This window comes from Chromobacterium sp. FG22, assembly GCF_057809415.1.
The window spans coordinates 126,720-150,890 of sequence record NZ_JBMDJX010000011.1; the positions used below are offsets into that span (position 1 = coordinate 126,720).

The window sequence follows — 24,171 nt, forward strand, 5'->3', positions numbered from 1 at the left end:
CTTACAGGGTGTAGCAGCGGTCGCCGCGCAGGAAACCGCTCCAGTCTATGCTTACCCCCTTGCCGAAGCCTATGGCCTTGAACAACTCGCCCATTTCCGACGGCGACAGCAGCTTCTGCACCGCGGCGGCCTGCGGCAGATAGCCGGCGGCGTCGGCCGGGTCCAGCTGCTCCAGCAACTGGGTGATGCCGGCGTTGATCAGGAATTGAGCCTGGGTGGTGTAGCCGATCAGGTCCAGGCCGGCGTCTATGCCGGCCTGGGCCACCGCGCTGAAATCGACGTGGCAGGTCAAGTCCATCAGGCCGGGCAGGAAGAAGGGATCGTCCACGGTGTGGTGGCGGTAATGGCCTATCAGCGTGCCCATATGGCGCTGCGGGTGATAGTACTCGGCGGCGGGGAAGCCGTAGTCCAGCAGCAGCACGGCGCCGCGATCCAGTTTTTGCGCCAGGGTGTGGAGGAAGCCGATATTGGCCGGGCTGATTTCGGAAACATAGTCGTCGTGCCGCGGCTGGATGGCCTGGGCCAGTTGCAGCAGCCGCGGATCCTGAATGGCGCGGTCTTCCCAGACAAAGCGCTCGCCGTCCAGCGCCACGCCGCGCCGTTGGGCTTCGGGGGTCCAGTGGATCAGCTCGCAGGGCATGGCGTCCAGCACTTCGTTGCCGATGATCACGCCGTCCAGCCGCTCCGGCAGCTGGCTCAGCCACTGCACGCGCTCGGCCAGTTGCGGCAGCGCCTGGCGGATATTGCTTTGCTGGCGTTCGATCAGGTCTGGCGACAGATCGATGATGCAATAGCGTTCCGGCAGCGCGTCCAGCGCTTGCAGTTCGCTGAGAATGTCGATGGCCAGCTTGCCGGTGCCGGCGCCGAACTCATAGACCACATTGGCGGTTTGCGGCAGCAGTTCCGCCAGCTGGCGCGCCAGCGCGCGGCCGAACAAGGCGCTCATTTCCGGCGCGGTGGTGAAGTCGCCGGCCGCGCCCAGTTTGCGGCTGCCGGCGGCGTAATAGCCCAGGCCGGGCGCGTACAGCGCCAGCTCCATGTAGCGGGAGAACGGCATCCAGCCGCCCTGCTGGCGGATTTCCGCCTGAATGGCGTGGACAAGGCTTTGGCTGGTGGCCAGCGCGTCGGCGCTGGCGGCGGGTAAGGTGGTCATGGCGGTCATCCTGCTACAATGTGCCGCGATTGTGGTGGAAACTGACGGACAGGAGAAGAGGGTGAGCGGATTTTACCGTTGGATGGCCGGCTGCGCGGGCGGCCTGTTGCTGGGGCCGGCGCTGGCGGCGCCGCAGTGGGCGGTGTCGAAGCCGTATCCGGACAATCCTTTGCAAGTGGCCAGCCTGGACGGCGAGGCGACGGTGGGGCGCAGCCGCTTTCCGGCGCGTTTGGACGTGGCTTGCCGCGCGGACAGCCCGCCCTTGCGGCTGTCCTTGCACGTGTCGGATCAATTGGGCGGCTGGGACGTGCGTCCGTACGAGGGGCCGGGCGGCTTGGGCGAGCGGCGCAAGCTCAAGCTGAACCTGGCCGGTTTGCGCCGCGGCGTGGACAGTCATTTCGCCGGCTGGTACGAGGCGAGCGGCCGCTTCGTGTTCGAGTGGCCGTCGCGGGGCGAGTTCTTCGTCTGGCAGTCCGCCGCGCATAAGGAACTGCTGGTGACGATAGACGGCGCCAGCCGCAAGCACGGCAAGCTGGTGGCGCGTTTCGTCTTGCCGCCGTCCAGCCAGGCGGCCTTGGCGGCGGCCCAGCCGTGCATGGGCAAGAAATAGAGCGCGCGGCCGGCGTCATCGCGGCGTAAGGCGCGTGTGGGAGCCTGCGGCGGCGGGCGAAGATTCAGAGGAGCGGAAATGGCGGATCAGGGGACGACAGGAGAGCAGCGGGTGGCGCTGATCAGCGGCGCGGCGCGGCGCGTGGGCGCGGGCATCGCCCGGCATTTGCACGCGCGCGGCCTGCGGGTGGTGTTGCACTATCGCGGTTCGCGCGGCGAGGCGGAGGCCTTGGCGGCGGAACTGAACGCGGCGCGGCCGGATTCCGCGCGCTTGCTGCAGGGCGATTTGCTGGACACGGCGGCCTTGCCGGCGCTGGCGGCGCGGGCGGTGGCGGCGTTCGGCCGGCTGGACGGCCTGGTCAACAACGCGTCCAGCTTCTTCCCCACCGAGGTGGGCCGGATCGACGAGGCGGCCTGGCACGATCTGATGGGCAGCAATCTGAAGGCGCCGCTATTCCTGTCCCAGGCGCTGGCGCCTGAGCTGGCCAAGCGTCGCGGCGCCATTGTCGGCATCGCCGACATCCACGTGGAGCGGCCGATGGCCCGCCATGTGGTGTACAACCTGGCCAAGGCCGGCCACGCGCAGCTGATCCGCAGCCTGGCGATAGAGCTGGCGCCGGCGGTGCGGGTCAACGGGGTCTCGCCCGGAGTGAATCTGTGGCCGGAGGACGACGCGTCCTTCGACGCGGCGGAGCGCGCGGCGATCGAGGCCAGCATTCCCTTGCGCCGCACCGGAGTGCCGGAGGACATCGCCCGGGCGGTGGCCTTTCTGCTGCTGGACGCCGGCTACGTCACCGGTCAGATTCTGGCGGTGGACGGCGGCCGCAGCGTGGTGTTGTAGCTGCTGCGCGGGCGGGCCGCGCGCGCGCCTTGTTCGCCGTCGTGGATTTCGCCGCGGAAAAAAAGTAAAATCGCCTGTTTTTCAATTTCTTAGCCGTACTCCATGTCCGAAGCAAGCAGCGTCCTCGACGACAAGGCCAAAAAGGCCGTGTTTGAAGGCAATAAACTGGCCAAGCGCCTGCGCCACCATGTGGGTGACGCCATCAATGACTTCAATATGATAGAAGAGGGCGACCGTGTGATGGTCTGCCTGTCCGGCGGCAAGGACAGCTACACCTTGCTGGACATTCTGCGCGGCTTGCAGAAGTCCGCGCCTATCGATTTCTCCATCGTGGCGGTCAATCTGGACCAGAAACAGCCGGGCTTCCCCGAGCACGTGCTGCCGGAATACCTGGATTCCATCGGCGTCGAATACCGCATCGTCGAAGAAGACACCTATTCCATCGTCAAGCGCCTGGTGCCGGAAGGCAAGACCACTTGCAGCCTGTGTTCGCGGCTGCGCCGCGGCATTCTCTACCGCGTGGCCGACGAACTGGGCGCGACCAAGATTGCGCTGGGCCACCACCGCGACGACATTCTGCACACCCTGTTCCTGAATATGTTCTACGGCGGCAAGCTGAAGTCCATGCCGCCCAAGCTGGTGTCCGACGACGGCCGCCACATGGTGATACGCCCGCTGGCTTACTGCCGCGAAAAGGATATCGAGCGCTATGCCGCGCTGCGCGAATTCCCCATCATTCCTTGCAATCTGTGCGGCTCGCAACCCAATTTGCAGCGCCAGGTGGTCAAGGACATGGTCAATGACTGGGACCGCCGCTTCCCCGGCCGTCTGGAGAGCATGTTCCGCGCGTTGCAGAACGTGGTGCCGTCCCATCTGGCCGACACCGGCCTGTTCGACTTCGCCGGCCTGAAGACCGGCGACGCGCCGTTCGAGGACGGCGACACCGCTTTCGACAAGGAAGAATTCCGCGACCCGCCGCCGCCGCAGGACGACGAGGCCGACGCGGCGCCGAAGAAACGCACCATCAGCATTCTGGATTCGCGCAAACCGGCGGGAGAGGACTCAGGCTGTGGCGCGTAGGGCCTTGCATCCGTTCCGCCGCCGCGTGCGCCCCGCGGTGGAGGAAATGCCGGAGGTGGAGATCTCGGAGGCGGACAATATCCGTTCTTTGCACCTGGGCTCGGAAACGATACAGAGTTCCATGGATCTGGACGACCCGGCCGATCTGGTGCTCAGTTACAGCCGGGCGATGATGGGTTTTCTACTGTGGAACGACGCGCCGCAGCATATTTTGCAGATCGGCCTGGGCGGTGGCTCCTTCGCCCGCTTCATCGATGAATACCTGCCGGACGCGGTCAGCGTGGCGGTGGACATCAATCCGCAGGTGATCGCGGTGGCGCGCGCCTTTTTCCAGCTGCCGGAGGAGGGCGATTTCTTCGAGATCGTCGAGGCCGACGGCGCCGATTACGTGAAGATCTTCCGCGGCTCCACCGACGCCATCCTGGTGGACGGCTTCGACGGCCTGCAGATCGTCGACGCGCTGACCACCGAGGACTTCTTCGAGGACTGCAAGCGCGCGCTCAGCCCCAAGGGCGTGTTCGTCACCAATTGGTGGAGCGGGGACAAGCGTTATCAGTCCTTCATCGAGCGCCTGTTGAACGTGTTCGAGGGCCGGGTGCTGGAACTGCCGGCGGCCAGCCACGGCAATGTGGCGGTGATGGCTTTCCGCCAGAGCCCGACGCTGACGCAGTGGGAGGCCTTGAAAAAACGGGCCGACGAACTGGAGGGGCGCTTCGGTCTGGAGTTCGTCGATTTCGTCAGCCGTTTGAAAATGACCAATCAGCACACGGCGGGGCATTTACTGGTCTGAAGCGGGGCGTCTGCGTACATTTGCTTACCCAATGACGCGCGGGAAGAGGCGTATAATGCCGGCATTACGGCCACGCCGGCTTGGGACGGATGGCGCGCTGCGCGAAACGAGTTCGGATGCAGAGAGCTCTGAGGCAGATCAGTACGGACAGAAACGGAAAACGGCAAGCTGGCTTGCCGTTGAATGAACTTTATGGCGGTGGACCGGACAGTTTAGGACAGGCGCGGCGCGGGCGATTTCGCTTCCGCGCCGCTCGTCCTGAATGTCCGGTCCGCCGCTATCGTATTTACATACTGTTGGGACTTACACCGTGATCAAGCAGCAACTGCTCAATCGGATTGCAGACAAATCCGCCGTCATCGGCATCGTGGGCCTGGGCTATGTCGGCCTGCCGCTGATGCTGCGTTTCGCCGAAGTCGGCTACAAAGTGCTGGGCTTCGACATCGACCAGGGCAAGGTGGACGCCCTGATGGCCGGCCAAAGCTATATCGAGCATATCTCCGCCGACAGCATCGCCACCGCGCTGGAGCGCGGCTTCGAGGCCACCACCGACTTCAGCCGCGTGCCGGAAGCCGATACCCTGATTCTGTGCGTGCCGACGCCGCTGAACAAATACCGCGAGCCGGACCTGTCCTTCGTGCTCAACACCATGGACAGCCTGGTGCCCTATCTGCGCGAAGGCCATCTGGTGTCGCTGGAGTCCACCACCTATCCGGGCACCACCGATGAAGAACTGCTGCCGCGCATGGAGTCGCGCGGCCTGAAGGTGGGCGACAACGCCTTCCTGGTGTTCTCGCCGGAGCGTGAAGATCCGGGCAACCCCAACTTCACCACCCGCACCATTCCCAAGGTGTGCGGCGGCGTAACTCCGGCCTGCCAGGAAATCGGCGTGGCGTTGTACAGCGCGGTGATCGACAAGGTGGTGCCGGTGTCCTCCACCCGCGCCGCAGAAATGACCAAGCTGCTGGAAAACATCCACCGCGCGGTGAACATCGGCCTGGTCAACGAAATGAAGATCGTCGCCGACAAGATGGGCATCGACATCCACGAAGTGATCCGCGCCGCCGCCACCAAGCCTTTCGGCTTCGTGCCCTATTATCCGGGCCCGGGCCTGGGCGGCCATTGCATTCCGATCGACCCGTTCTACCTGACCTGGAAGGCGCGCGAATACGGGGTCAACACCCGCTTCATCGAGCTGGCCGGCGAAGTGAACAGCAATATGCCGGACTACGTGGTGTCCAAAGTGGCCGCCGCGCTGAACCTGCGCAAGAAGGCGATCAATGGCAGCCGCGTGCTGGTGTTGGGCATCGCCTATAAGAAGAACGTCGACGATATGCGCGAAAGCCCGTCGGTGTTCCTGATGGAAAAGCTGCGCGATCTGGGAGCGGAAGTGGCTTACAGCGATCCGCACGTGCCGGTGTTCCCCAAGATGCGCGAGCACCGTTTCGAGCTGTCCAGCGTGGCGCTGAGCAATGAAGCCATCGCCGGCTACGACTGCGTGCTGCTGGCCACCGACCACGACAAGTTCGACTACGCGCAGATCAAGGCGCACGCGCAGCTGGTGGTGGACAGCCGCGGCAAGTATCTGGAGCCGGCGGACAATATCGTCAAGGCCTGATTGTTTTTAGCCACGGAAAGACACGGACAAAGCCGGAGCCCGCAGGTCAAGATGACTTGAGGGCTCTCTCGTATCTTGGGTATTTGGGGGCTTCCGTGTTGTTCCATGTGCTTCCGTGGCTCACTGAATTTAGGGTTTAAACTCATGCACACTCTGCACCTTCCTCCGATTACCGACCGCAAGATCCGCTTTGCGCTGGTGGGCTGCGGCCGTATCGCCCAGAACCACTTCGGCGCGCTGGAAAAGCACGCCGACCGCGCCGAGCTGGTGGATGTCTGCGACATCGACCCGGCCGCCTTGAAGGCGGCGGAGGAACGCACCGGCGCGCGCGGCCACGCCAATCTGGCCGACATGCTGGCCAAGACCGACGCCGACATCGTGATCCTGACCACGCCGTCCGGCCTGCATCCCAGCCAGAGCATCGCCTGCTCGGAAGCCGGTTTCCACGTGATGACGGAAAAGCCGATGGCCACCCGCTGGGAAGACGGCCTGGAAATGGTCAAGGCCGCCGACCGCGCCAACAAGCATCTGTTCGTGGTCAAGCAAAACCGCCGCAACGCCACCTTGCAGCTCTTGAAGCGGGCAATGCAGGAGAAGCGCTTCGGCCGCGTCTACATGGTCAACGTCAATGTGTTCTGGACCCGTCCGCAGGAGTATTACGACGCGGCCGGCTGGCGCGGCACCTGGGAGTTCGACGGCGGCGCCTTCATGAACCAGGCCAGCCATTACGTGGATCTGCTGGACTGGCTGATCGGCCCGGTGGAAAGCGTGCAGGCCTACACCGCGACGCTGGCGCGCAATATCGAGGTGGAGGACACCGGCACCGTCAGCGTCAAATGGCGCAGCGGCGCGCTGGGCAGCATGAACGTGACCATGCTGACTTACCCGAAGAACCTGGAAGGCAGCATCACCATCCTGGGCGAGAAGGGCTCGGTGCGCGTCGGCGGCATGGCCGTCAACGAAATCCAGCACTGGGAGTTTTCCGAGCCGCACGCGATGGACGAGGACATCAAGCAGGCCAGCTACGCCACCACCAGCGTTTACGGCTTCGGCCACCCGCTGTACTACGACAATGTGATCAAGACCATGCGCGGCGAAGCCGAGCCGGAGACCGACGGCCGCGAAGGGCTGAAGTCGCTGGAGTTGTTGATCGCGATGTATCTGTCCGCCCGCGACGGCCGCCGCGTCAGCCTGCCTTTGGACTATTGATTTTTGATATTCTCCATAGATTAAATACAGTAAGTAATAGATTTGTACTTAATGCCATCACCAGTGATGGGGTTTCTCTACGAGCTGTTCATTTTTTAAGTGAATAGATAGGGGCGGTTGTATTTTTTGCGCGATGGGAGTTTTTGTCGCTGAGTTAGATTTGGTTTTAGGATAATAAAATGAATAAATGCATTCTAACCCTTTTTGTTGTATTGCTATCCGGTTGTTCGAGTGCTTATATTGAAAATGCAAATCGGACTCGTCTTATTTATCAGGAGCCAAGCTCTAACTTCGCAAGAATCAGGGTTTCAGGGCAGGAAACCTTTATTACGCCAAACTCAATTTGTAGTAATCATGCAAAGCCTGGTAGTGGCTATGCTAAGAAGTTGGATTTTCTTTGGAATAATCGATATCCCGATAGAGATATTGGTATGATTAAACCAAAGAAGGGTGAGTTTAAGAGAGTGGGGGCTTGGGATCCTTATTCTTATTATGAGTTCAAAGTTCAGGCAGGAGTTCCTGTGACCATCGAAGATAGATTGAACGATCTTAATGTTCGGTGCGGTGCTTTCGCATTTAGCTTTGTGCCTCAGGTAAACAAAGATTATCAAATACGCTACACTCTTCTTTATTATGATGGTTCCACAGAGAAGCCAACGCTATTAGCCTCTCCAAGGTACTGCAAGCTAGTTTTGGATGAAATGTCTCCTGAGGGGGATTTCATTCCTGTAAAAACGGAAAAGGCAAGCAGCTGCTCCTAATTGCAATATAGAGGTAGGTATTTAGCCTATGACCAGTTCGACTATCATCCACCCCAGCGCCATCGTCGACGACGGCGCGCAGATCGGCGAGAACACCCGCGTCTGGCACTGGGTTCATATTTGCGGCGGCGCGCAGATCGGCGCCGGCTGTTCCTTCGGCCAGAACGTGTTCGTCGGCAACGACGTGCTGATCGGCGACAACGTCAAGGTGCAGAACAATGTGTCCATCTACGACGCGGTGACGCTGGAGGACGACGTGTTCTGCGGCCCGTCCATGGTGTTCACCAATGTCAACAATCCGCGCAGCCACGTTGCGCGCAAGCATGAATACCGCCGCACCCTGGTGAAAAAAGGCGCGTCCATCGGGGCCAACGCCACCGTGGTGTGCGGCCACACCATAGGCGAGTACGCGTTTATCGGCGCCGGCGCCGTGGTGACCCGCGATGTGCCGGCCTACGCGCTGATGGTGGGCACGCCGGCCAAGCGCATTGGCTGGATGTGTTCCTGCGGCGAACGACTGGCCAACGATATCGGCACCCATAGCTGCCCGGCCTGCGCCAAGCATTACGAGGTGGGCGGCAATCACTGCTCGCCGCTCAAGAACGACTGACAAGCCCCCTGATGCGGCCTGGCTTCAGGGCGCTTCTCCGTCGTTCCGCGTGTCGCTATATGGGCGATATCTTTCAAAAATTGATTTGGGGTTGATCCTCTTATGTCCATCCAGTTCATTGATCTGAAAGCGCAATACCAGCATCTGAAAGCCGATATCGACGCCCGCATCCACGCGGTGCTGGACCATGGCCAGTACATCATGGGGCCGGAAGTGAAGGAGGTGGAGCAGGGGCTGGCGGAATACACCGGCGCCAAGCACGCCATCGGCGTTTGCGACGGCACCAAGGCGCTGCTGATCGCGATGATGGCCCTGGACATCGGCCCCGGCGACGAGGTGATCACCACCCCGTTCACCTTCATCGCCACCGGCGAGATGATCGCGCTGCTGGGCGCCAAGCCGGTGTTCGTCGACATCGACCCGATCAGCTACAACCTGGACCCGGCGCTGCTGGAAGCGGCGATCACGCCGCGCACCCGCGCCATCATGCCGGTGAGCCTGTACGGCCAGTGCGCCGATTTCGACGCCATCAACGCCATCGCCGCCAAGCACGGCATCGCGGTGATCGAGGACGGCGCGCAGAGCTTCGGCGCCGGCCAGCGCGGCAAGAAGTCCGGCAATCTGTCCACCATAGGCTGCACCAGCTTCTTCCCGAGCAAGCCCCTGGGTTGCTACGGCGACGGCGGGGCCTGCTTCACCAACGACGACGCGCTGGCCAAGAAAATGCGCGAGATCCGCGTGCACGGCCAGGATCGCCGCTATCACCATCCCGTCATCGGCCTCAACGGCCGGCTGGACACGATACAGGCGGCGGTGTTGCTGGCCAAGCTGCCGAGCTTCGCCGACGAAGTGGCGGCGCGCGAACGCATCGGCGCGCGCTACAGCGCGCTGCTGCGCGAGGTGGCGCGGGTGCCGGTGATCGCCGAGGGCAACAGCCATGTCTACGCGCAGTACACCATCGAGGTGGACGATCGCGAGGCGGTGCAGGCCAAGCTGAAAGAACTGGGCGTGCCCACCGCGGTGCATTACCCGATTCCGCTGCATCTGCAGCCGGCCTTCGCGCATCTGAACCTGCCCGAGGGCAGTTTCCCGCTGTCAGAGGCCGCCGGCCGCCGCGTGATGAGCCTGCCCATGCACCCCTTCCTGGACGAGGCGACGCAAGACGCCATTGTCGCCGCGGTCAAGCAGGCTCTGGCCTGAGCGCATGGGCCTGTTGTTGTCCCGCCTGCCCAAGAGCGGCTTCATCCGCCACATCGTCACCCTGATTACCGGGGCGGCGGTGGCGCAGGTGATTCCGCTGCTGGTGTCGCCCCTGATCACCCGCCTGTACAATCCGCACGAGGTGGGGGTGCAGGCGGTCTACGTCTCCTGGCTGTCCACGCTGGCGGTGCTGGCCACCGCCCGTTACGAGATGGCCATCGTGTTGCCGGCCGAGGAGAGGCGGGCCAGCAATCTGATGGGCCTGTCCATCGCCTGCGCGCTGGCCTTGTCCTTGTTGGTGGGCGTGGCGGTGGCCTTCGACGGCCATGCCCATATCGCCCGCCATCTGGGCGCGCCGGAGCTGGAGCCCTGGCTGCTGCTGCTGCCGCTGTCCGTCGCGCTGGCGGGCTTGATGCAAGCCTGGACCAACTGGAACAACCGCCACCGCCGCTACCAGGCCAACGCCAACGGCCGCATGCTGCAGTCGCTGAGCATGGCGGCCACCCAGGTCGGCTTGGGTTGGGCCGGGGCGGGCGCCGCCGGCCTGATCCTGGGCCAGCTCGCCGGCCAGTTCGGCTCTTTGCTGGCGCAAACCTGGCAGGACCTCAAGGGCCGCTTCGCCTGGCGTCACGAACTCAGCCGCGCCGGCATGCGCGAGGTGGCGTGCGCTTATATCGAGTTTCCCAAGATCAATGCGCCGCACGCCTTGAGCACCGCCTTGCTGGATTCGGCGACGCTGGTGGCGCTGACCATGCTGGCCGGCACCGCCTCGGTGGGCTTTTACGGCCTGATGATGCGGGTGCTGAAGCTGCCGGCGGCCCTGATCGGCCAGGCGGTGGCGCAAGTGGCCTACCGCGAGCTGGCCGACGCCCGTAATCAAGGGCAGCCGCTGCGCCCGATTTTGCGCAAGATGATGCTGACTTTGAGCGGCATGGCCTTGCTGCCCTTCCTGGTGATACAACTGGCCGGGGAACCCCTGTTCTCGCTGGTGTTCGGCCAGAACTGGGCCACTGCCGGCCGCTACGCGGAGGCGATGTCGCTCTACATCCTGTTCCACTTCGTCGCCTCGCCGTTGGGCATGGTGCCGCCGGTGATCAACCGCCAGCGTCAGGCCTTCCTGTGGTCCTTGCTGCAGGCCCTGTTGTTCCTGGGCACGATGTGGGCGGGTTTTTCGCTGTGGAAAGACGCGGTGCCCACCTTCCAACTGGTGTCGGTGGTGATGGCCGCTTATTTCCTGGCTTATTTTGCATGGCTTTACAAGGCAGCCCGATGAATTGGCACGCTCTATTCAGCCGCATCCGTTTCCGCCTGTCGGCGTGGGTGCAGCCCAGAATGGTGTATGGATTCACCCGCGGCGACGGGGTGTTCCTCAAACGCACCCGGGTGTCCAACATGACCCGAATCGAACATGTCGGCAAGCTGATGGTGGACGACAACGTCTACATCGGCCATTTCAATCTGATCGACGCCTCCGGCGGGCTTTACATCGGCGAAGGTTGTCAGATCACCAACTATGTTTCGCTGCTGACCCACTCCAGCCATGTGGCCATTCGCCTGTACGGCGACCGCTATCTGGAGAGCAACAATCACGTCGGCTATCTGAAAAAACCCACCAAGCTGGGCCCGTACAGCTTCGTCGGCCCGCACTCGGTGCTGATGCCGGGCGTGGAACTGGGCAAGGGCAGCATGGTGTCGGCTTACAGCTATGTGCCGGCCGGCGTGTATCCCGATTTTGCCATCCTGTCCGGTAATCCGGCGCGGGTAGTGGGCGATACCCGGGAGATGGACGCCAAGTGGCTGGACGAACATCCCGAGCTGCTGGCCTTGTACGAGGCCTGGGCGCATGACTGAGCCGGTGAGGGACAAGATCGCCAGCGTCGCGGTGCTGGCTTCCGCCTCGGTGCACACCTGGCGTTTCCTGCGCGGCATCGCGCCGCATGTGGACCAGCTCTACCTGGCCTGCAACGGCGAGGTTCCGGCCGACGTGGCCCCCTTGCTGGCCGGCAGCCTGCGCGTGGATTTCCGTCTGGCGGCGCTGGGCACGGTGTCGCGTCTGCGCGCCTGGCTGCGCGAAACGCGGCCGCAGCTGCTGCACATCCATCAGGCCAATAGCGTGGCCTGGCACGGCAGCCGCGCCGCGGTCAGCCTGGACTTGCCCATGGTGCTGACCGCCTGGGGCTCCGACGTGCTCTTGCTGCCGGAGCGCAGCCGGCTGATGCGGGCGATGGTGCGCGCCAATCTGGCCGCCGCCGACGCGATCACCTCGGATTCGCTGCACATGGCGGCGAAAATCCGCGAGCTGGCCGGCGAGGGCTGCCGCATCCGCCTGCTCAATTACGGCATGGACGCCATGCCGGAGCCGGCGGCCAGCGCGGACAAGGGCAAGAGGGTGCTGTCCTGCCGGCTGCACAAGCCGCTCTATCGCATCGACGCCATTCTGCGCGCCTGGCAGAGCGTGGAGCTGTGCGAGCGTTTCGGCGACTGGCGTCTGACCGTGGCCGCCAGCGGCAGCGAGACCGAGGCCCTGAAGCGCCTGGCCGCCGAGCTGGGCCTGAGCCGCGTGGACTTCGCCGGCTTCGTCGACAGCGCGACCCTGGGGCGGATGTACGCCGAATCCAGGGTCTTCGTCAGCGTGCCGCGTTCGGACGCCACCAGCGTCAGCCTGCTGGAAGCGATGGGCCACGGCTGCCTGCCCTTATTGTCCAATCTGCCGGCCAATGGCGAATGGGTGATAGACGGCCTCAACGGCGTGATCGCCGAGGACGTCGGACGCTTGGGCGAGGAACTGCTGCGCGCGATGGAACTGGCCGGCGAGGATGCGCGGCTGGATGAAATCGCCGCGCTCAACCGCCGGCTGGTGGCGGACAAGGGTTTGCATCAGCCGAATATGGCCGGCTTCGCCCAGTTGTACCGGGAGCTGATTTAAGGAATGAATTTAGCCGCGGAAGCACACGGAAAGACAGGGACCAAACGGCATCGCCATATCCAGCCTATGCAGGCCTTGCCGCAGGCAGGGTGCGATGTAAAGCCGAAGTCCCTTCTGTGTGTTTGCGTGGCGTAAACAAGGTTTACCCATGAAAATTGCCCATCTCACTTCCGCCCATCCGCGTCACGACATCCGCATCTTCGTCAAGGAGTGCGCGAGCCTGGCCGCCGCCGGGCATGAGGTGACGCTGATCGTGGCCGACGGCCAGGGCGAGGAGATCAACCGCGGCGTGCGTTTCCACGATGTCGGCCCCAAAACCGGCGGCCGTCTGGCGCGGATGACCGGCACCGTCAAGCGCGTGTATCAGGCGGCGCTGAAGCTGCGCCCTGACGTGGTCCACTTCCACGACCCGGAACTGATTCCCGCCGCGCTGCGCCTGAAACAGGCCGGCATCAAGGTGGTGTACGACGTGCACGAAGACGTGCCGCGCCAGATCCTGGCCAAGCACTGGATACCCGGCGCGGTGCGCCCCCTGGTGTCCAGCGGTTTCGAGACGCTGGAAGATTGGGCGGCGCGCCGCTTCGACGCGGTGGTGACCTCGACGCCGCACATCCGCAAGCGCTTCGAGAAGCTGGGCGCGCGCGCCTTGGACGTGTGCAACTTCCCCATCCTGGAAGAACTGGTGCGCGACACGCCGTGGGAGCAGCGCCGCAACGAGCTGTGCTATATCGGCGGCATCTCGCGCATCCGCGGCATCGAACCCATTGTCGAGTCCTTGCCGGACACCGCGACGCGGCTGAACCTGGCCGGGCCGTGGAGCGAGAGCGATCTGAAGGCCCGGGTATCGGCGCGGCCGGGTTGGGCGCGGGTCAACGACCTCGGCGTGCTGGACCGCAAGGGCGTGGCCGAGGTGCTGGCCAAGAGCAAGATCGGCTTGGTGACCTTGTTCCCTACGCCGAACTACGTCGACGCCTTGCCGATCAAGCTGTTCGAATACATGGCCGCCGGCATGCCGGTGATCGCGTCGGACTTTCCGGTGTGGCGCGAGATCGTGGACGACGCCGGCTGCGGCCTGCTGGTGGACCCGCAGGACCCGGCCGCCATCGCCGCCGCCGTCAACGAACTGATGGCCGACGAGCCGCGCATGCGGGCGCTGGGCGAGTCCGGCAAGCAAGCGGTATTGAACAAATACAGCTGGGCGGCCGAGGCCGACAAGCTGGTCAAGCTGTACGCAACCTTGTAAACCATGAAAATTCTTTACATCAACCACTATGCCGGCAGTCCCCGGCACGGCATGGAATTCCGTCCCTACTATCTGGCGCGGGAATGGGCGCAGGCCGGCCATGAAGTCAATATGCTGGCCGCCGATGTCTCCCATCTGCGCCAGACCCATCCGCAAGTGGACGGCAAATACCGGGACGAAGACATAGACGGCATCCGCTACACCTGGTGCAAGACCCGCCCTTACGAGGGTAACGGCATCGGCCGCGTGCTCAATATCTTCAGCTTTCTGGCCCGGGTGATGGGCTTGTCCGGCCGCTATCTGAAGCAGTGGAAGCCGGATGTGGTGATCGCCTCCTCCACTTATCCGCTGGACACCGTGCCGGCGGCCTGGATCGCCGCCAAGACCGGCGCGCGGCTGGTGTACGAGGTGCATGATCTGTGGCCGCTGACGCCGGTGGAGGTGGGCGGCATGTCGCCCAAACATCCCTTCATCCGCCTGCTGCAATGGGCCGAGGATTTCGGCTACCGCAAGGCCGACACCGTGGTGTCCATGTTGCCCTGCGCCAAGGACTATATGGTGGCGCACGGCATGGATCCGGCAAAGTACGCGGTGATCCCCAACGGCGTCGACGTCGCCGAATGGCGCGGCGAGGCCGAGGCCCTGCCGGCCGAGCACCGGATGCGGCTGGCGGAGCTGAAAGCGCAGGGGCGCTTCCTGATCGGCTACGCCGGCGGGCACGGCCTGGCCAATGCGCTGGATTACCTGCTGGAGGCGGCGGCGCTGATGCGGGACGCGCCGGTGACTTTCGTTCTGGTCGGCGACGGTCCGGACAAGGAGGCCTTGGCGGCGCGCGCGGCCGAGCTAGGGCTGGATAACGTCATCTTCCTGCCATCCATCGCCAAACGCGCGGTGCCGGGCTTCCTCGCCGAAATGGATGCTTTGTTCATAGGCTGGCGCAAACTGCCTATCTATCGCTTTGGCATCAACCCCAATAAACTGTTCGACTACCTGATGGCCGCCAAGCCGGTGATCCATTCGGTGGAAGCCGGCAACGATATGGTGAAGGACGCCGGCGCCGGCATCAGCGTGGGCGCCGAGGACCCGGCTGCGATTGCCGACGCGGCGCGGCGGATGGCGGCGACGCCGGCCGAGGAACGCGCGCACATGGGCGCGGCGGGTCAGGCCTATGTGCTGGAGCATCATGATTACGCAGTGCTGGCGCGGCGGTTTTTGCAGGCGGTGCTTGCTCGCGAGTGAGTGATCAGCGTTTTTTCATCGCGGGGTGTGTGAAGGCCGTCTGCCGTTGGACTGGGCAGGGGGCGAGAGAGATGGTGTGTTTGGGGAATGAGCATGGTGCGTGGGCAAGCTCTTGAACTTGTCCATCCTACCGGGTTTGCAAGGTCGCTTGGACAAGTCTGGACGAGTCCGCGCGCTTAACTGATAGCGAAGAATACTATGAGCGAAACAAAATTCTTGCCCTTCGCCCTGCCGGACATCGGCGAGGACGAAATCAACGAAGTGGTCGACGCGCTGCGCTCCGGCTGGGTCACCACCGGTCCCAAGACCAAGCAGTTCGAGGCCGACTTCGCGCAGTTCATCGGCGACGGCGTCGAGGCGATCGCGGTCAACTCCGCCACGGCCGGCTTGCACCTGGCGCTGGAAGCGATAGGCATCGGCCCCGGCGACGAAGTCATCGTGCCCAGCTACACCTTCACCGCCACCGCCGAAGTGGTGCGCTACCTGGGCGCGCACCCGGTATGCGTGGATATGGACGCGGCCACCTTCAACATCAGCCCGGACGCGATCCGCGCGGCGATCACCGCCAAGACCAAGGCGATCATGCCGGTGCATTTCGCCGGCCTCGCCTGCGAGATGGACGAGATCATCGCCATTGCCCGCGAGCACGGGCTGAAGGTCGTTGAAGACGCCGCCCATGCGTTGCCCACTTATTACAAGGGCAAGCTGGTGGGGACCCTGGACTCCGACGTCACTGTGTTCAGCTTCTACGCCAACAAGACCATGACCACCGGCGAGGGCGGCATGGTGGTGTCCAAGAACAAGGACATCATCGCGCGTTGCAAGGTGATGCGTCTGCACGGCATCAGCCGCGACGCCTTCGACCGCTACGTGTCCAAGACCCCTGCCTGGTTCTACGAAGTGGTGGCCCCGGGCTTCAAATACAATATGCCGGACACTGCCGCGGCGATGGGTATTCATCAGTTGAAGAAAATCCGCCGCTTCCAAGAATTGCGCGAGGCGATGGCCCAGCGTTTCGACCGCGAGCTGGCCGACCTGCCGCTGATCCTGCCGGCGCGGCCGAAGGACGCGGGCAGCAACCACGCCTGGCATCTGTACCCGGTGCGCATCAAGCCCGAGGCCGGCGTCAGCCGCGACGACTTCATCGCCCGGATGGCGGAAAAGGGCATCGGTTGTTCGGTGCACTTCATTCCCTTGCATCGCCAGCCGGTGTGGCGCGATGGCTATCAGCTGACGCGCGAACAGTTCCCGGTGACCGACGCCGCCTTCGAGGCCGAAGTGACCCTGCCGCTATACACCCGGATGACGGACGATGACCAGAGCCGGGTCATCGCCGCGGTGCGCGAGATCCTGAGCGCATGAGCGAGCGGGGTTCAGACAGCGGCGGCTTGCTGCCGCCGTGCTGCCGTCCGCGTCGCCACGGTTCGCGGCTGCTGAAGCGCGGCTTCGACATCGTCGCCGCGGGCCTGGGCCTGGTCGCACTGGCGCTGCCGCTGCTCGCGGTGGCGCTGTGGGTGAAGCTGGATTCGCCGGGGCCGGTGTTTTTCCGCCAGGTGCGGGTAGGGCGGAATGGCACGCTGTTCCGCATCCACAAATTCCGCACCATGCAAGTGGACACCGAGCGCCACGGCCAGTTGACCGTGGGCGCGGACGCGCGCGTCACCGGCGCCGGGCGCCTGCTGCGCAAGACCAAGCTGGACGAACTGCCGCAGTTGATCGATGTGTTGTTCGGCGATATGAGCTTGGTCGGCCCGCGGCCGGAGGTGCCCAAATACGTCGCCCACTATCCGGATGAAGTCCGCGACATCGTATTGTCGGTGCGCCCCGGCATCACCGACTGGGCGTCGATCAAGATGATAGACGAGAACGAAATCCTGGGGCGGGCCGAGGACCCGGAGCGCGCCTACATCGAGCAGGTGTTGCCGGAAAAACTGGCCTATTACGTGCGCTATGCCGAAAGCCACAGCCTGGCGGAGGATATCCGCATCATCGTCGCCACGCTGATGAAGATCGTCAGCCGATGACGATTTCCATCCGCTTGGCCGAACCCGGCGATGCCGTCGCTTTAACGGACATTTATCTGGCCTGCCGCCGTGAGATGAGCTACGCGCCGCTGGCGCATAGTGATGCGGCGGTGCAGGCCTGGTTCGCCAATGCGCTGCTGCCGGCGGGCGATGTCTGGCTGGCGGAGCGGCATGGCGATATCGCCGGCTTCGCCGCCGCATCGCTGCAAGACGGCGTGTTATGGCTGGATCAGCTTTATGTCGGCGCCGAGCATCGCGGTGTCGGAGTGGGCGCGGCTTTGCTGGATCGGGTGCTGACGCCGCCGGCGCCGGCCTGCCGGCTGTGGGTGTTCCAGGCCAATGCGGGCGCGCGCCGCTTCTACGAGGCGCACGGTTTCGCGCTGCTGAGCCTGGGCGACGGCCAAGATAATGAGGAATGTTGTCCGGACGCGCTGTATCAACGGCCGTCGGACGCGAAAGAATGACCATGTTTGAAAAACTGCTCGCCTTCTCCCGCCACAACAAGATGGCGATGCTGGCGCTGATGGACGCGCTGCTGCTGCCGCTGGCGCTGTGGAGCGCGGTCTTCCTGCGCCTGGGCGGATACTGGGATCCCAAGCTCAACCCGCATTTGTGGATCTTCATCGTGCCGCCGCTGTGGGCCATCCCCATCTTCATCAAGCTGGGCCTGTACCGCGCGGTGCTCAAATATCTGGACGACAAGATCATCCTGACCGTGTTCTCCGGCGTGACCTTGTCGGTGCTGGTGTTGCAGGCGGTGCTGCAGATGGCTCATATCTGGGCGATGCCGCGCACCTCGGTGATCATCTTCTGGGTGTTCGCCATGGCCTATATCGGCGGCAGCCGATTTCTGCTGCGCGGCCTGGTGCGCCGCATCGACGCGGTGGACGCGCCGCGCGAGCACGTGATCATCTACGGCGCCGGCCATGCCGGCGTGCAACTGATGCTGGCCCTGCAGGCCGGCCGCGAATATCGGCCGATGGCCTTCGTCGACGACAGCCCCGAACTGCATCGCCGCACCTTCCGCGGCGTGGCGGTGCATCCGCCGCGGGATCTGCCGCAGCTGGTCAAGGACCTAGAGGCCAAATGTATTCTCTTGGCCATGCCCTCGGTCAGCCGCAGCCGCCAGCGCGAGATACTGGAAACCCTGGAACTGCTGCGGGTGCCGATCAAGCGGCTGCCGGGCATGGCGGACCTGGTGTCCGGCGAGGCGCGGGTGGAGGAGCTGAAAGAGGTCGAGATCGAAGACCTGCTGGGCCGCGACCCGGTGCCGCCCAAGCCCGAACTGCTGGCGCGCAATATCCGCGGCAAGGTGGTGATGGTCACCGGCGCCGGCGGTTCCATCGGCTCGGAACTGGTGCGCCAGATCGCCAAGAACCAGCCGGCGCGTATCATCCTGTTCGAGCAGTCCGAATACGCGCTGTACGCGATAGACCAGGAACTGGGCCGCGCCGCCGCGGCGCCGGCGCGCACCCCGGTGCTGGGCTCGGTCACCGACTACCAGCGGCTGGTCCAGGTGATGCGGGCCTTTAAGGTGGACACCGTCTATCACGCCGCCGCCTACAAGCATGTGCCCATGGTGGAGCACAATCCGGTGGCCGGCATCGTCAACAATGTGTTCGGCACCGACACCACCGCGCGCGCGGCCGAGGATTGCGGCGTGGACACCTTCGTGCTGATCTCCACCGACAAGGCGGTGCGCCCCACCAATGTGATGGGCGCCACCAAGCGCATGGCGGAACTGACGCTGCAGACCCGGCACGCGCGCGGCAGCGCCACCCGCTTCGTGATGGTGCGCTTCGGCAATGTGCTGGGCAGCTCCGGCTCGGTGGTGCCGCTGTTCCGCGCCCAGATCAAGGCCGGGGGGCCGATCACGCTGACCCACGCCGACATCACCCGCTACTTCATGACCATTCCGGAGGCGGCGCAACTGGTGATCCAGGCCGGCGCGATGGGCGACGGCGGCGACGTGTTCGTGCTGGACATGGGGCAGCCGGTGCGCATCATCGATCTGGCGCGGCGCATGGTGCATCTGTCCGGTCTGGAGCTGAAGGACGCGGCCCGTCCCGGCGGCGACATCGAAATCCGCATCACCGGCCTGCGGCCGGGGGAAAAGCTGTACGAGGAGTTGCTGATCGGCGACAACGTGCTGGCCACCGATCACGAACGCATCATGCGCGCTCAGGAATACTGCTTGTCGGACGCGGAGATGCGGGATCTGTTGGCGAGCATGGACGAGGCCTGCGGGCGGCTGGACGCGCCGACGGCGTTTGCTTTGCTGCAACAGGCCGTGCGCGAGTTCCGCGCCGCCGACGCCACTCAGGACTGGGTGACGCGGGCGAGCGCGGCCTCTTGAGGAAGCCGGGGGCGGCTCACCATTTGCAGCCGTCCTCGCGCGCGCTCTGCACCGCCAGCACCGGGATGGCCAAGAGACCCAGTCCGGCGTAACGCGTTTTGCAGTCCGGTTTTTCGGCCCGCTCGATCGAGCGGGCCAATTTCGTTTTGGCGGGGTCGGCCGGCAGCGGGGCGATTTTTTCCGGCGCGGCGGCGGCTTGCTCGCGCACTTGCTGCCGCAGGCCGCCCAAGGTCAAGGCCGTGGCGGGCGCAGAAGCGTCGCGCCCGCTTGGGACGCTGCGTTTGCCGGGGCCGGCGGCCGTGATGTGCGTCGCCGCGTTTGAATGCCGCGGGGCTGCGGCCGGTTTTCGGGCAGCGGCTTCCGGCGTGGCGGGGCGCGTCGGCGGCGGGACGACGGCCGGCGCCGGCGGACGCAGCTGTATCCGCAGCGGCGGGGCCGCGGCGGCGTCCGGGCGGCCGCCGGGTTTGCTCAGCCACAGCAGCGCGCCATGGGCCAACAGGCTGAGCAGCAGCGCGGCGGCGACGCCGCGGGAGCGGGGAAGGAGCGGGGCGGTCAGAACGGTCATGCCGCCCACGATAAGGAAAGTCGCCCGGCGGGTAAAGCTTCAGCCGGAGATCACTACCCGATTGCGCCCGGTCTGCTTGGCGCGGTACATGCGGGTATCGGCCAAATCCACCAAGGCTCGCCAGTCGGCGCTGCCGTCTTGAAACAACTCCGCCACGCCGATGCTGGCGGTCAGCGCATGGCCTTCCGGCCGCTCGCCCAGGCCCTGGGCGCGCAGCCGGGCGATGACCTGGGCGGCGTGGGCCAACTGCGCGCCGGGCATCAGCAGCACGAACTCCTCGCCGCCCCAGCGCACCAGCACGTCGCTGCGTCGCAGCCTGCCTTCCATCAGCTCGGCGAAATGACGCAAGACCTGGTCGCCGGCCAGGTGGCCGTAGTGGTCGTTGATCGCCTTGAAGTGGTCCAGGTCGATGAAGGCCAGGCTCAGCGGCTGCCGGCTGCGCTGAGCCTGCAACTCCAGCAGGCCCAGCATTTCCTCGCCGCTGCGGCGCGAGAAGACCCCGGTCAACGGATCGCGTATCGCCTGGTGGACCAGCACGATGATGAAGGCCAGCTGGCTGATGCCGGCAATGGCGGAAACGCCGGCCAGCAAGGACAGCAGCCAGAATTCCCCGCCGAAGCCGGGCAGATTGTCGCCGTTCAGGTCCAGCAGGCTGGTCAGCACGAAGCCGAACAGCGCCGGGCTGGCGAAAGCCAGGCTTTCCAGCAGGGTCAGCGGGAAAATGGCCAGCCCGGCCAGCAGCACGAAGGGCAGGAAGGCGTAACCGGCGCCGATGGCGGCGGACAAGCCTTCCAGATGGTAGCGACGCAGCAAGAGGTGGGAGGCGATGTAGAACAGGGTGGGGATGGCGAACAAGAGCGCGATGCCGCGATAGGCCGAGCGCAGGCGGCCGTCCATAGGCTGCCAGACCGCCAGCGCGACGAAGGCGACGGACACCAGCAGGCGCAGGGCCGCCAATTGCAGGGACAGCGGATAGGGCAGGGTCAGCAAGTCGATCAAGGCCCAGGCCGGCGTCAGCGCGGAAAACAGGATGGCGAACAGCCGGCAGCGGTTGACCAGCATCAGCGCGCGTCGCTGCGCCAGCAAGGGCATGTGCTGGCGAGGGCTCAGCAGCCAGAGCGTATCGCCGCTCTGGATCTCGCCGGGCGCCATGCCCAGCAGCTTCTGCCAGATGAAGTGAGTAATATGCATGCGGATGGTGCCAGGTAGTTGCGTCATTCTACCGCGGTTTATGACTTTGGGTTTGCAACAGGTCAACATCGCCGGCTTGGAGGCGGCGCTCTCCGTGTCGGGTTTCAGGCGGCGCGGCGGATCGTGAACAGATTCTTGGGCCGCGTTTAGGCTACTATCCCAGCTCCTGATCACTCTGGCGGAAGCGCGCGATGGAAACTCGGTGGCTTGAAGACTTCCTGGTGCTGGCGGAAACCGGCAGCTTTACCCGCGCGGCGGAACTGCGCCACCTGACCCAGCCGGCGTTCTCGCGGCGGATCAAATCGCTGGAGAGCTGGTTGGGGGCCGGTCTGATCGATCGTACCACCTATCCGACGCGGCTGACCGAGGCCGGCGCGCTGTTCCGCGAGCAGGCGGTGGCCATGCTGTCCCAGCTCAACACCAGCCGCGCCTTGCTGCGCGGCTTGCAGCCCTTGGCCGCGGGCACGCTGGAGTTCGCGGTGCCGCACACCCTGTCCTTCTCCTTCTTTCCCAAATGGCTGTCTCAGGCGCAGCGCGGTTACGGCGCTTTGCCCTGTAGGCTGCAGGCCAGCAATGTGCACGACGCGCTGCTGGCCTTCGTGGAAGGCGGCAGCGATCTATTGATGTGCTACCACCATCCCAAGCAACCGGTGGAACTGACCGACGCCCGCTATCAGGGGCTGAAGCTGGGCGTCGAGCGGCTGAGGCCGTTCTCGATCGCGGAAGCCGGCCGGCCGCGCTACCAACTGCCCGGCAGCGCGCAGCAGCCCTTGCCCTTTCTCGGCTACGCCAGCAACGCCTATTTCCGGCTGATGAGCGACCTGATTCTGGAGTCCGCGCCGCAGCCGGCCAAGCTGGCGCTGCGCTATGAAACCGATATGGCGGAAGGGCTCAAGCACATGGTGTTGGAAGGGCACGGCCTGGCCTTCCTGCCGGAAAGCTCGGCGCGCCGGGAGGCGCAGGAGGGCTTGTTGGCGGCCGCCGGCGACGAGTCCTGGCAGGTGGAGATGGAGATCCGGCTCTACATCGATCAGAAGCGACAGCGCCCGGCCTTGAAGGCCTTCTGGGACTATCTGACGCATCAATACCCGGCCTGCTGAGCGGGGGCGCCGGGGAACGCGCGCCCCCCGCCAAGGTTATGCATTTCCCGCATGACCCTATCGGCATTTCGAATTGGCCAGCCGCCGCGGCATGGCATAGAGTGCGCTGCTTCAAGCCACGCGAGCGCGTGGCGTCATCCGTATCAGGAGAAGCATCCATGACGACCCGCATCGAACATGATCTGCTAGGCGATCGTGAAGTGCCCGCCGACGTTTATTGGGGCGTGCACACCTTGCGCGCAGTCGAAAACTTTCCCATCACCGGCCAGAGCATCGCCGGCTACGGCGATCTGATCCGCGCGCTGGCCTGCATCAAGCAGGCCGCGGCTCAGGCCAACCGCGATCTGGGCTTGCTGCCTGGGCCTGTCGCCCAGGCCATCATCGCCGCCTGCGAGGAAATCCGCGCCGGCCGCTGGCATGAGCAGTTCGTGGTGGATGCGATCCAGGGCGGAGCCGGCACCTCGACCAATATGAACGCCAACGAGGTCATCGCCAACCGCGCGCTGGAACTAATGGGCCACGCCAAGGGCGAGTACCAGTACCTGCATCCCAATGAACACGTCAATCTGTGTCAAAGCACCAACGACGTTTACCCGACCGCCTTGCGTTTGGCGGCGTTCTGGGGCGCCAACAAGCTGCTGACCCGGATGGCGACGTTGCGTGAGGCCTTCGCCGCCAAGGCCGACGAGTTCAAGGACTACCTGAAGATGGGGCGCACCCAGCTGCAGGACGCGGTGCCGATGACGCTGGGCCAGGAGTTCATGACTTACGCGGTGATGCTGCAGGAAGACGAGCAGCGCTTGATGGAAGCCAGCGCGCTGATGCTGGAAATCAATCTGGGCGCCACCGCCATCGGCACCGGCATTACCGCGCATCCGGATTACGCGCGCCTGGCTTGTCTGCATCTGTCCGAGTTGAGCGGCCACACCCTGCTGACCGCGCCCAATCTGATCGAAGCCACCCAGGACTGCGGCGCCTTCGTGCAGTTGTCCGGCGTGCTCAAGCGCATCGCGGTCAAATTGTCCAAGAGCTGCAATGATTTGCGCCTGCTGTCCTCCGGCCCGCGCGCCGGTTTCGGCGAGATCAATCTGCCGGCTCGCCAGGCCGGTTCCTCCATCATGCCGGGCAAGGTCAATCCGGTGATTCCCGAGGTGGTGAGCCAGGTGGCTTACGAGGTGATAGGCAACGACGTCACCATCACCATGGCGGCGGAGGCCGGGCAGCTGCAATTGAACGCCTTCGAGCCGGTGATCGCTTACAGCCTGTTCCGCAGCATGGCCCACCTGGCGGCCGCCTGCGCCACGCTGACCGACAACTGCGTCACGGGCATCACCGCCAACCGCGAGCGCCTGCACGCCAGCGTGGAGAACTCCATCGGCCTGGTGACCGCGCTCAACCCCGTCATCGGCTACGCCGCGGCCACCAATGTGGCGGCCCAGGCCCACGCCACCGGCGCCAGCGTCGCCGACATCGTGCTGGAGCAAGGCTTGCTGAGCCGTGAGCAGCTGGATCTGCTGCTGAAGCCGGAAGAGCTGACCCGGCCGCGCTGGGTGACCGTGTAATTGCTTTCCCTTGTCTGACTTATCGTTGTGAGCGTTTCAACTTGATCAGGCCGCCTTGCGCGGCCTGTTTTTTTTATCGGGGCCGGCCGCGCTT

Annotated in this window: 23 protein-coding genes; 20 read left to right on the forward strand and 3 right to left on the reverse strand. The window is 64.5% G+C overall.

Features of this window, described 5'->3' with window-relative positions; all coding sequences use genetic code 11:
• Position 1: 1 nt before the first annotated feature.
• Complete coding sequence (locus ACODSD_RS13065; protein WP_488877528.1) at positions 2–1,153, reverse strand: class I SAM-dependent methyltransferase; 1,152 nt, start codon at positions 1,151–1,153, stop codon at positions 2–4.
• Between the two features lie 61 nt (positions 1,154–1,214).
• On the opposite strand from ACODSD_RS13065, the gene ACODSD_RS13070 reads away from it, so the two are divergent.
• From ACODSD_RS13070 to ACODSD_RS13155, 18 genes are all read left to right on the forward strand, one after another.
• Positions 1,215–1,763 (forward strand): hypothetical protein, encoded by a 549-nt coding sequence (locus ACODSD_RS13070; protein WP_488877529.1) that lies wholly within the window; start codon positions 1,215–1,217, stop codon positions 1,761–1,763.
• Positions 1,764–1,841: 78 nt separating this feature from the next.
• The gene (locus tag ACODSD_RS13075; protein ID WP_227106652.1) at positions 1,842–2,603 is read left to right on the forward strand and encodes a pteridine reductase; all 762 of its coding nucleotides are present in this window, start codon (positions 1,842–1,844) and stop codon (positions 2,601–2,603) included.
• Positions 2,604–2,705: 102 nt separating this feature from the next.
• A complete protein-coding gene (gene ttcA, locus ACODSD_RS13080) occupies positions 2,706–3,683 on the forward strand; it encodes a tRNA 2-thiocytidine(32) synthetase TtcA (RefSeq protein ID WP_227106653.1) in 978 nt (325 codons plus the stop codon).
• Positions 3,684–3,729: 46 nt separating this feature from the next.
• Positions 3,730–4,473 carry a polyamine aminopropyltransferase gene (locus ACODSD_RS13085; RefSeq protein WP_233246777.1) on the forward strand — a complete coding sequence of 248 codons (744 nt, stop codon included), beginning with the start codon at positions 3,730–3,732 and terminating at the stop codon, positions 4,471–4,473.
• A 313-nt stretch (positions 4,474–4,786) separates the two neighbouring features.
• A complete protein-coding gene (locus ACODSD_RS13090) occupies positions 4,787–6,091 on the forward strand; it encodes a nucleotide sugar dehydrogenase (RefSeq protein ID WP_227108522.1) in 1,305 nt (434 codons plus the stop codon).
• 144 nt (positions 6,092–6,235) lie between these two features.
• Positions 6,236–7,300, forward strand: coding sequence for a Gfo/Idh/MocA family protein (locus ACODSD_RS13095; protein WP_305883561.1), 1,065 nt, complete (start codon positions 6,236–6,238; stop codon positions 7,298–7,300).
• Positions 7,301–7,479: 179 nt separating this feature from the next.
• Positions 7,480–8,061 carry a hypothetical protein gene (locus tag ACODSD_RS13100; RefSeq protein ID WP_488877530.1) on the forward strand — a complete coding sequence of 194 codons (582 nt, stop codon included), beginning with the start codon at positions 7,480–7,482 and terminating at the stop codon, positions 8,059–8,061.
• 28 nt (positions 8,062–8,089) lie between these two features.
• The gene (locus ACODSD_RS13105) at positions 8,090–8,671 is read left to right on the forward strand and encodes an acyltransferase (RefSeq protein WP_488877531.1); all 582 of its coding nucleotides are present in this window, start codon (positions 8,090–8,092) and stop codon (positions 8,669–8,671) included.
• Between the two features lie 102 nt (positions 8,672–8,773).
• Positions 8,774–9,871 carry a DegT/DnrJ/EryC1/StrS family aminotransferase gene (locus ACODSD_RS13110; RefSeq protein ID WP_235084725.1) on the forward strand — a complete coding sequence of 366 codons (1,098 nt, stop codon included), beginning with the start codon at positions 8,774–8,776 and terminating at the stop codon, positions 9,869–9,871.
• 4 nt (positions 9,872–9,875) lie between these two features.
• Positions 9,876–11,144 carry a lipopolysaccharide biosynthesis protein gene (locus ACODSD_RS13115; RefSeq protein WP_253315137.1) on the forward strand — a complete coding sequence of 423 codons (1,269 nt, stop codon included), beginning with the start codon at positions 9,876–9,878 and terminating at the stop codon, positions 11,142–11,144.
• Positions 11,141–11,722: an acyltransferase gene (locus ACODSD_RS13120; RefSeq protein WP_107797995.1), complete on the forward strand. Its 582-nt coding sequence runs from the start codon at positions 11,141–11,143 to the stop codon at positions 11,720–11,722. The genes ACODSD_RS13115 and ACODSD_RS13120 overlap by 4 nt, the downstream gene beginning before the upstream one ends.
• Complete coding sequence (locus ACODSD_RS13125) at positions 11,715–12,797, forward strand: glycosyltransferase family 4 protein (RefSeq protein WP_486636463.1); 1,083 nt, start codon at positions 11,715–11,717, stop codon at positions 12,795–12,797. Before ACODSD_RS13120 ends, ACODSD_RS13125 begins: the two co-directional genes overlap by 8 nt.
• Positions 12,798–12,945: 148 nt before the next feature.
• Positions 12,946–14,040, forward strand: a complete 1,095-nt coding sequence (locus ACODSD_RS13130; RefSeq protein ID WP_107797997.1) for a glycosyltransferase family 4 protein — start codon at positions 12,946–12,948, stop codon at positions 14,038–14,040.
• Positions 14,041–14,043: 3 nt separating this feature from the next.
• Entirely contained in the window at positions 14,044–15,279 is a 1,236-nt protein-coding gene (locus ACODSD_RS13135; RefSeq protein ID WP_107797998.1) for a glycosyltransferase family 4 protein, read from the forward strand.
• A gap of 198 nt (positions 15,280–15,477) precedes the next feature.
• The gene (locus ACODSD_RS13140; RefSeq protein ID WP_107797999.1) at positions 15,478–16,641 is read left to right on the forward strand and encodes a DegT/DnrJ/EryC1/StrS family aminotransferase; all 1,164 of its coding nucleotides are present in this window, start codon (positions 15,478–15,480) and stop codon (positions 16,639–16,641) included.
• A complete protein-coding gene (locus ACODSD_RS13145) occupies positions 16,638–17,303 on the forward strand; it encodes a sugar transferase (protein WP_488877532.1) in 666 nt (221 codons plus the stop codon). Before ACODSD_RS13140 ends, ACODSD_RS13145 begins: the two co-directional genes overlap by 4 nt.
• Entirely contained in the window at positions 17,300–17,767 is a 468-nt protein-coding gene (locus ACODSD_RS13150; RefSeq protein WP_488877533.1) for a GNAT family N-acetyltransferase, read from the forward strand. The genes ACODSD_RS13145 and ACODSD_RS13150 overlap by 4 nt, the downstream gene beginning before the upstream one ends.
• 2 nt (positions 17,768–17,769) lie before the next feature.
• On the forward strand, positions 17,770–19,659 hold the full coding sequence (locus ACODSD_RS13155; RefSeq protein ID WP_488877534.1) for a polysaccharide biosynthesis protein: 1,890 nt from the start codon (positions 17,770–17,772) through the stop codon (positions 19,657–19,659).
• A gap of 16 nt (positions 19,660–19,675) precedes the next feature.
• Here the strand turns inward: ACODSD_RS13155 and ACODSD_RS13160 are convergent, their stop codons facing one another.
• Both ACODSD_RS13160 and ACODSD_RS13165 read right to left on the reverse strand, forming a co-directional pair.
• The gene (locus ACODSD_RS13160) at positions 19,676–20,224 is read right to left on the reverse strand and encodes a hypothetical protein (protein WP_488877535.1); all 549 of its coding nucleotides are present in this window, start codon (positions 20,222–20,224) and stop codon (positions 19,676–19,678) included.
• 39 nt (positions 20,225–20,263) lie between these two features.
• Entirely contained in the window at positions 20,264–21,442 is a 1,179-nt protein-coding gene (locus ACODSD_RS13165) for a GGDEF domain-containing protein (RefSeq protein ID WP_227106673.1), read from the reverse strand.
• A 164-nt stretch (positions 21,443–21,606) separates the two neighbouring features.
• On the opposite strand from ACODSD_RS13165, the gene ACODSD_RS13170 reads away from it, so the two are divergent.
• A complete protein-coding gene (locus ACODSD_RS13170) occupies positions 21,607–22,515 on the forward strand; it encodes a LysR family transcriptional regulator (protein WP_107798004.1) in 909 nt (302 codons plus the stop codon).
• A gap of 158 nt (positions 22,516–22,673) precedes the next feature.
• A complete protein-coding gene (gene aspA / locus ACODSD_RS13175; RefSeq protein ID WP_488877536.1) occupies positions 22,674–24,077 on the forward strand; it encodes an aspartate ammonia-lyase in 1,404 nt (467 codons plus the stop codon).
• Positions 24,078–24,171: the final 94 nt, after the last annotated feature.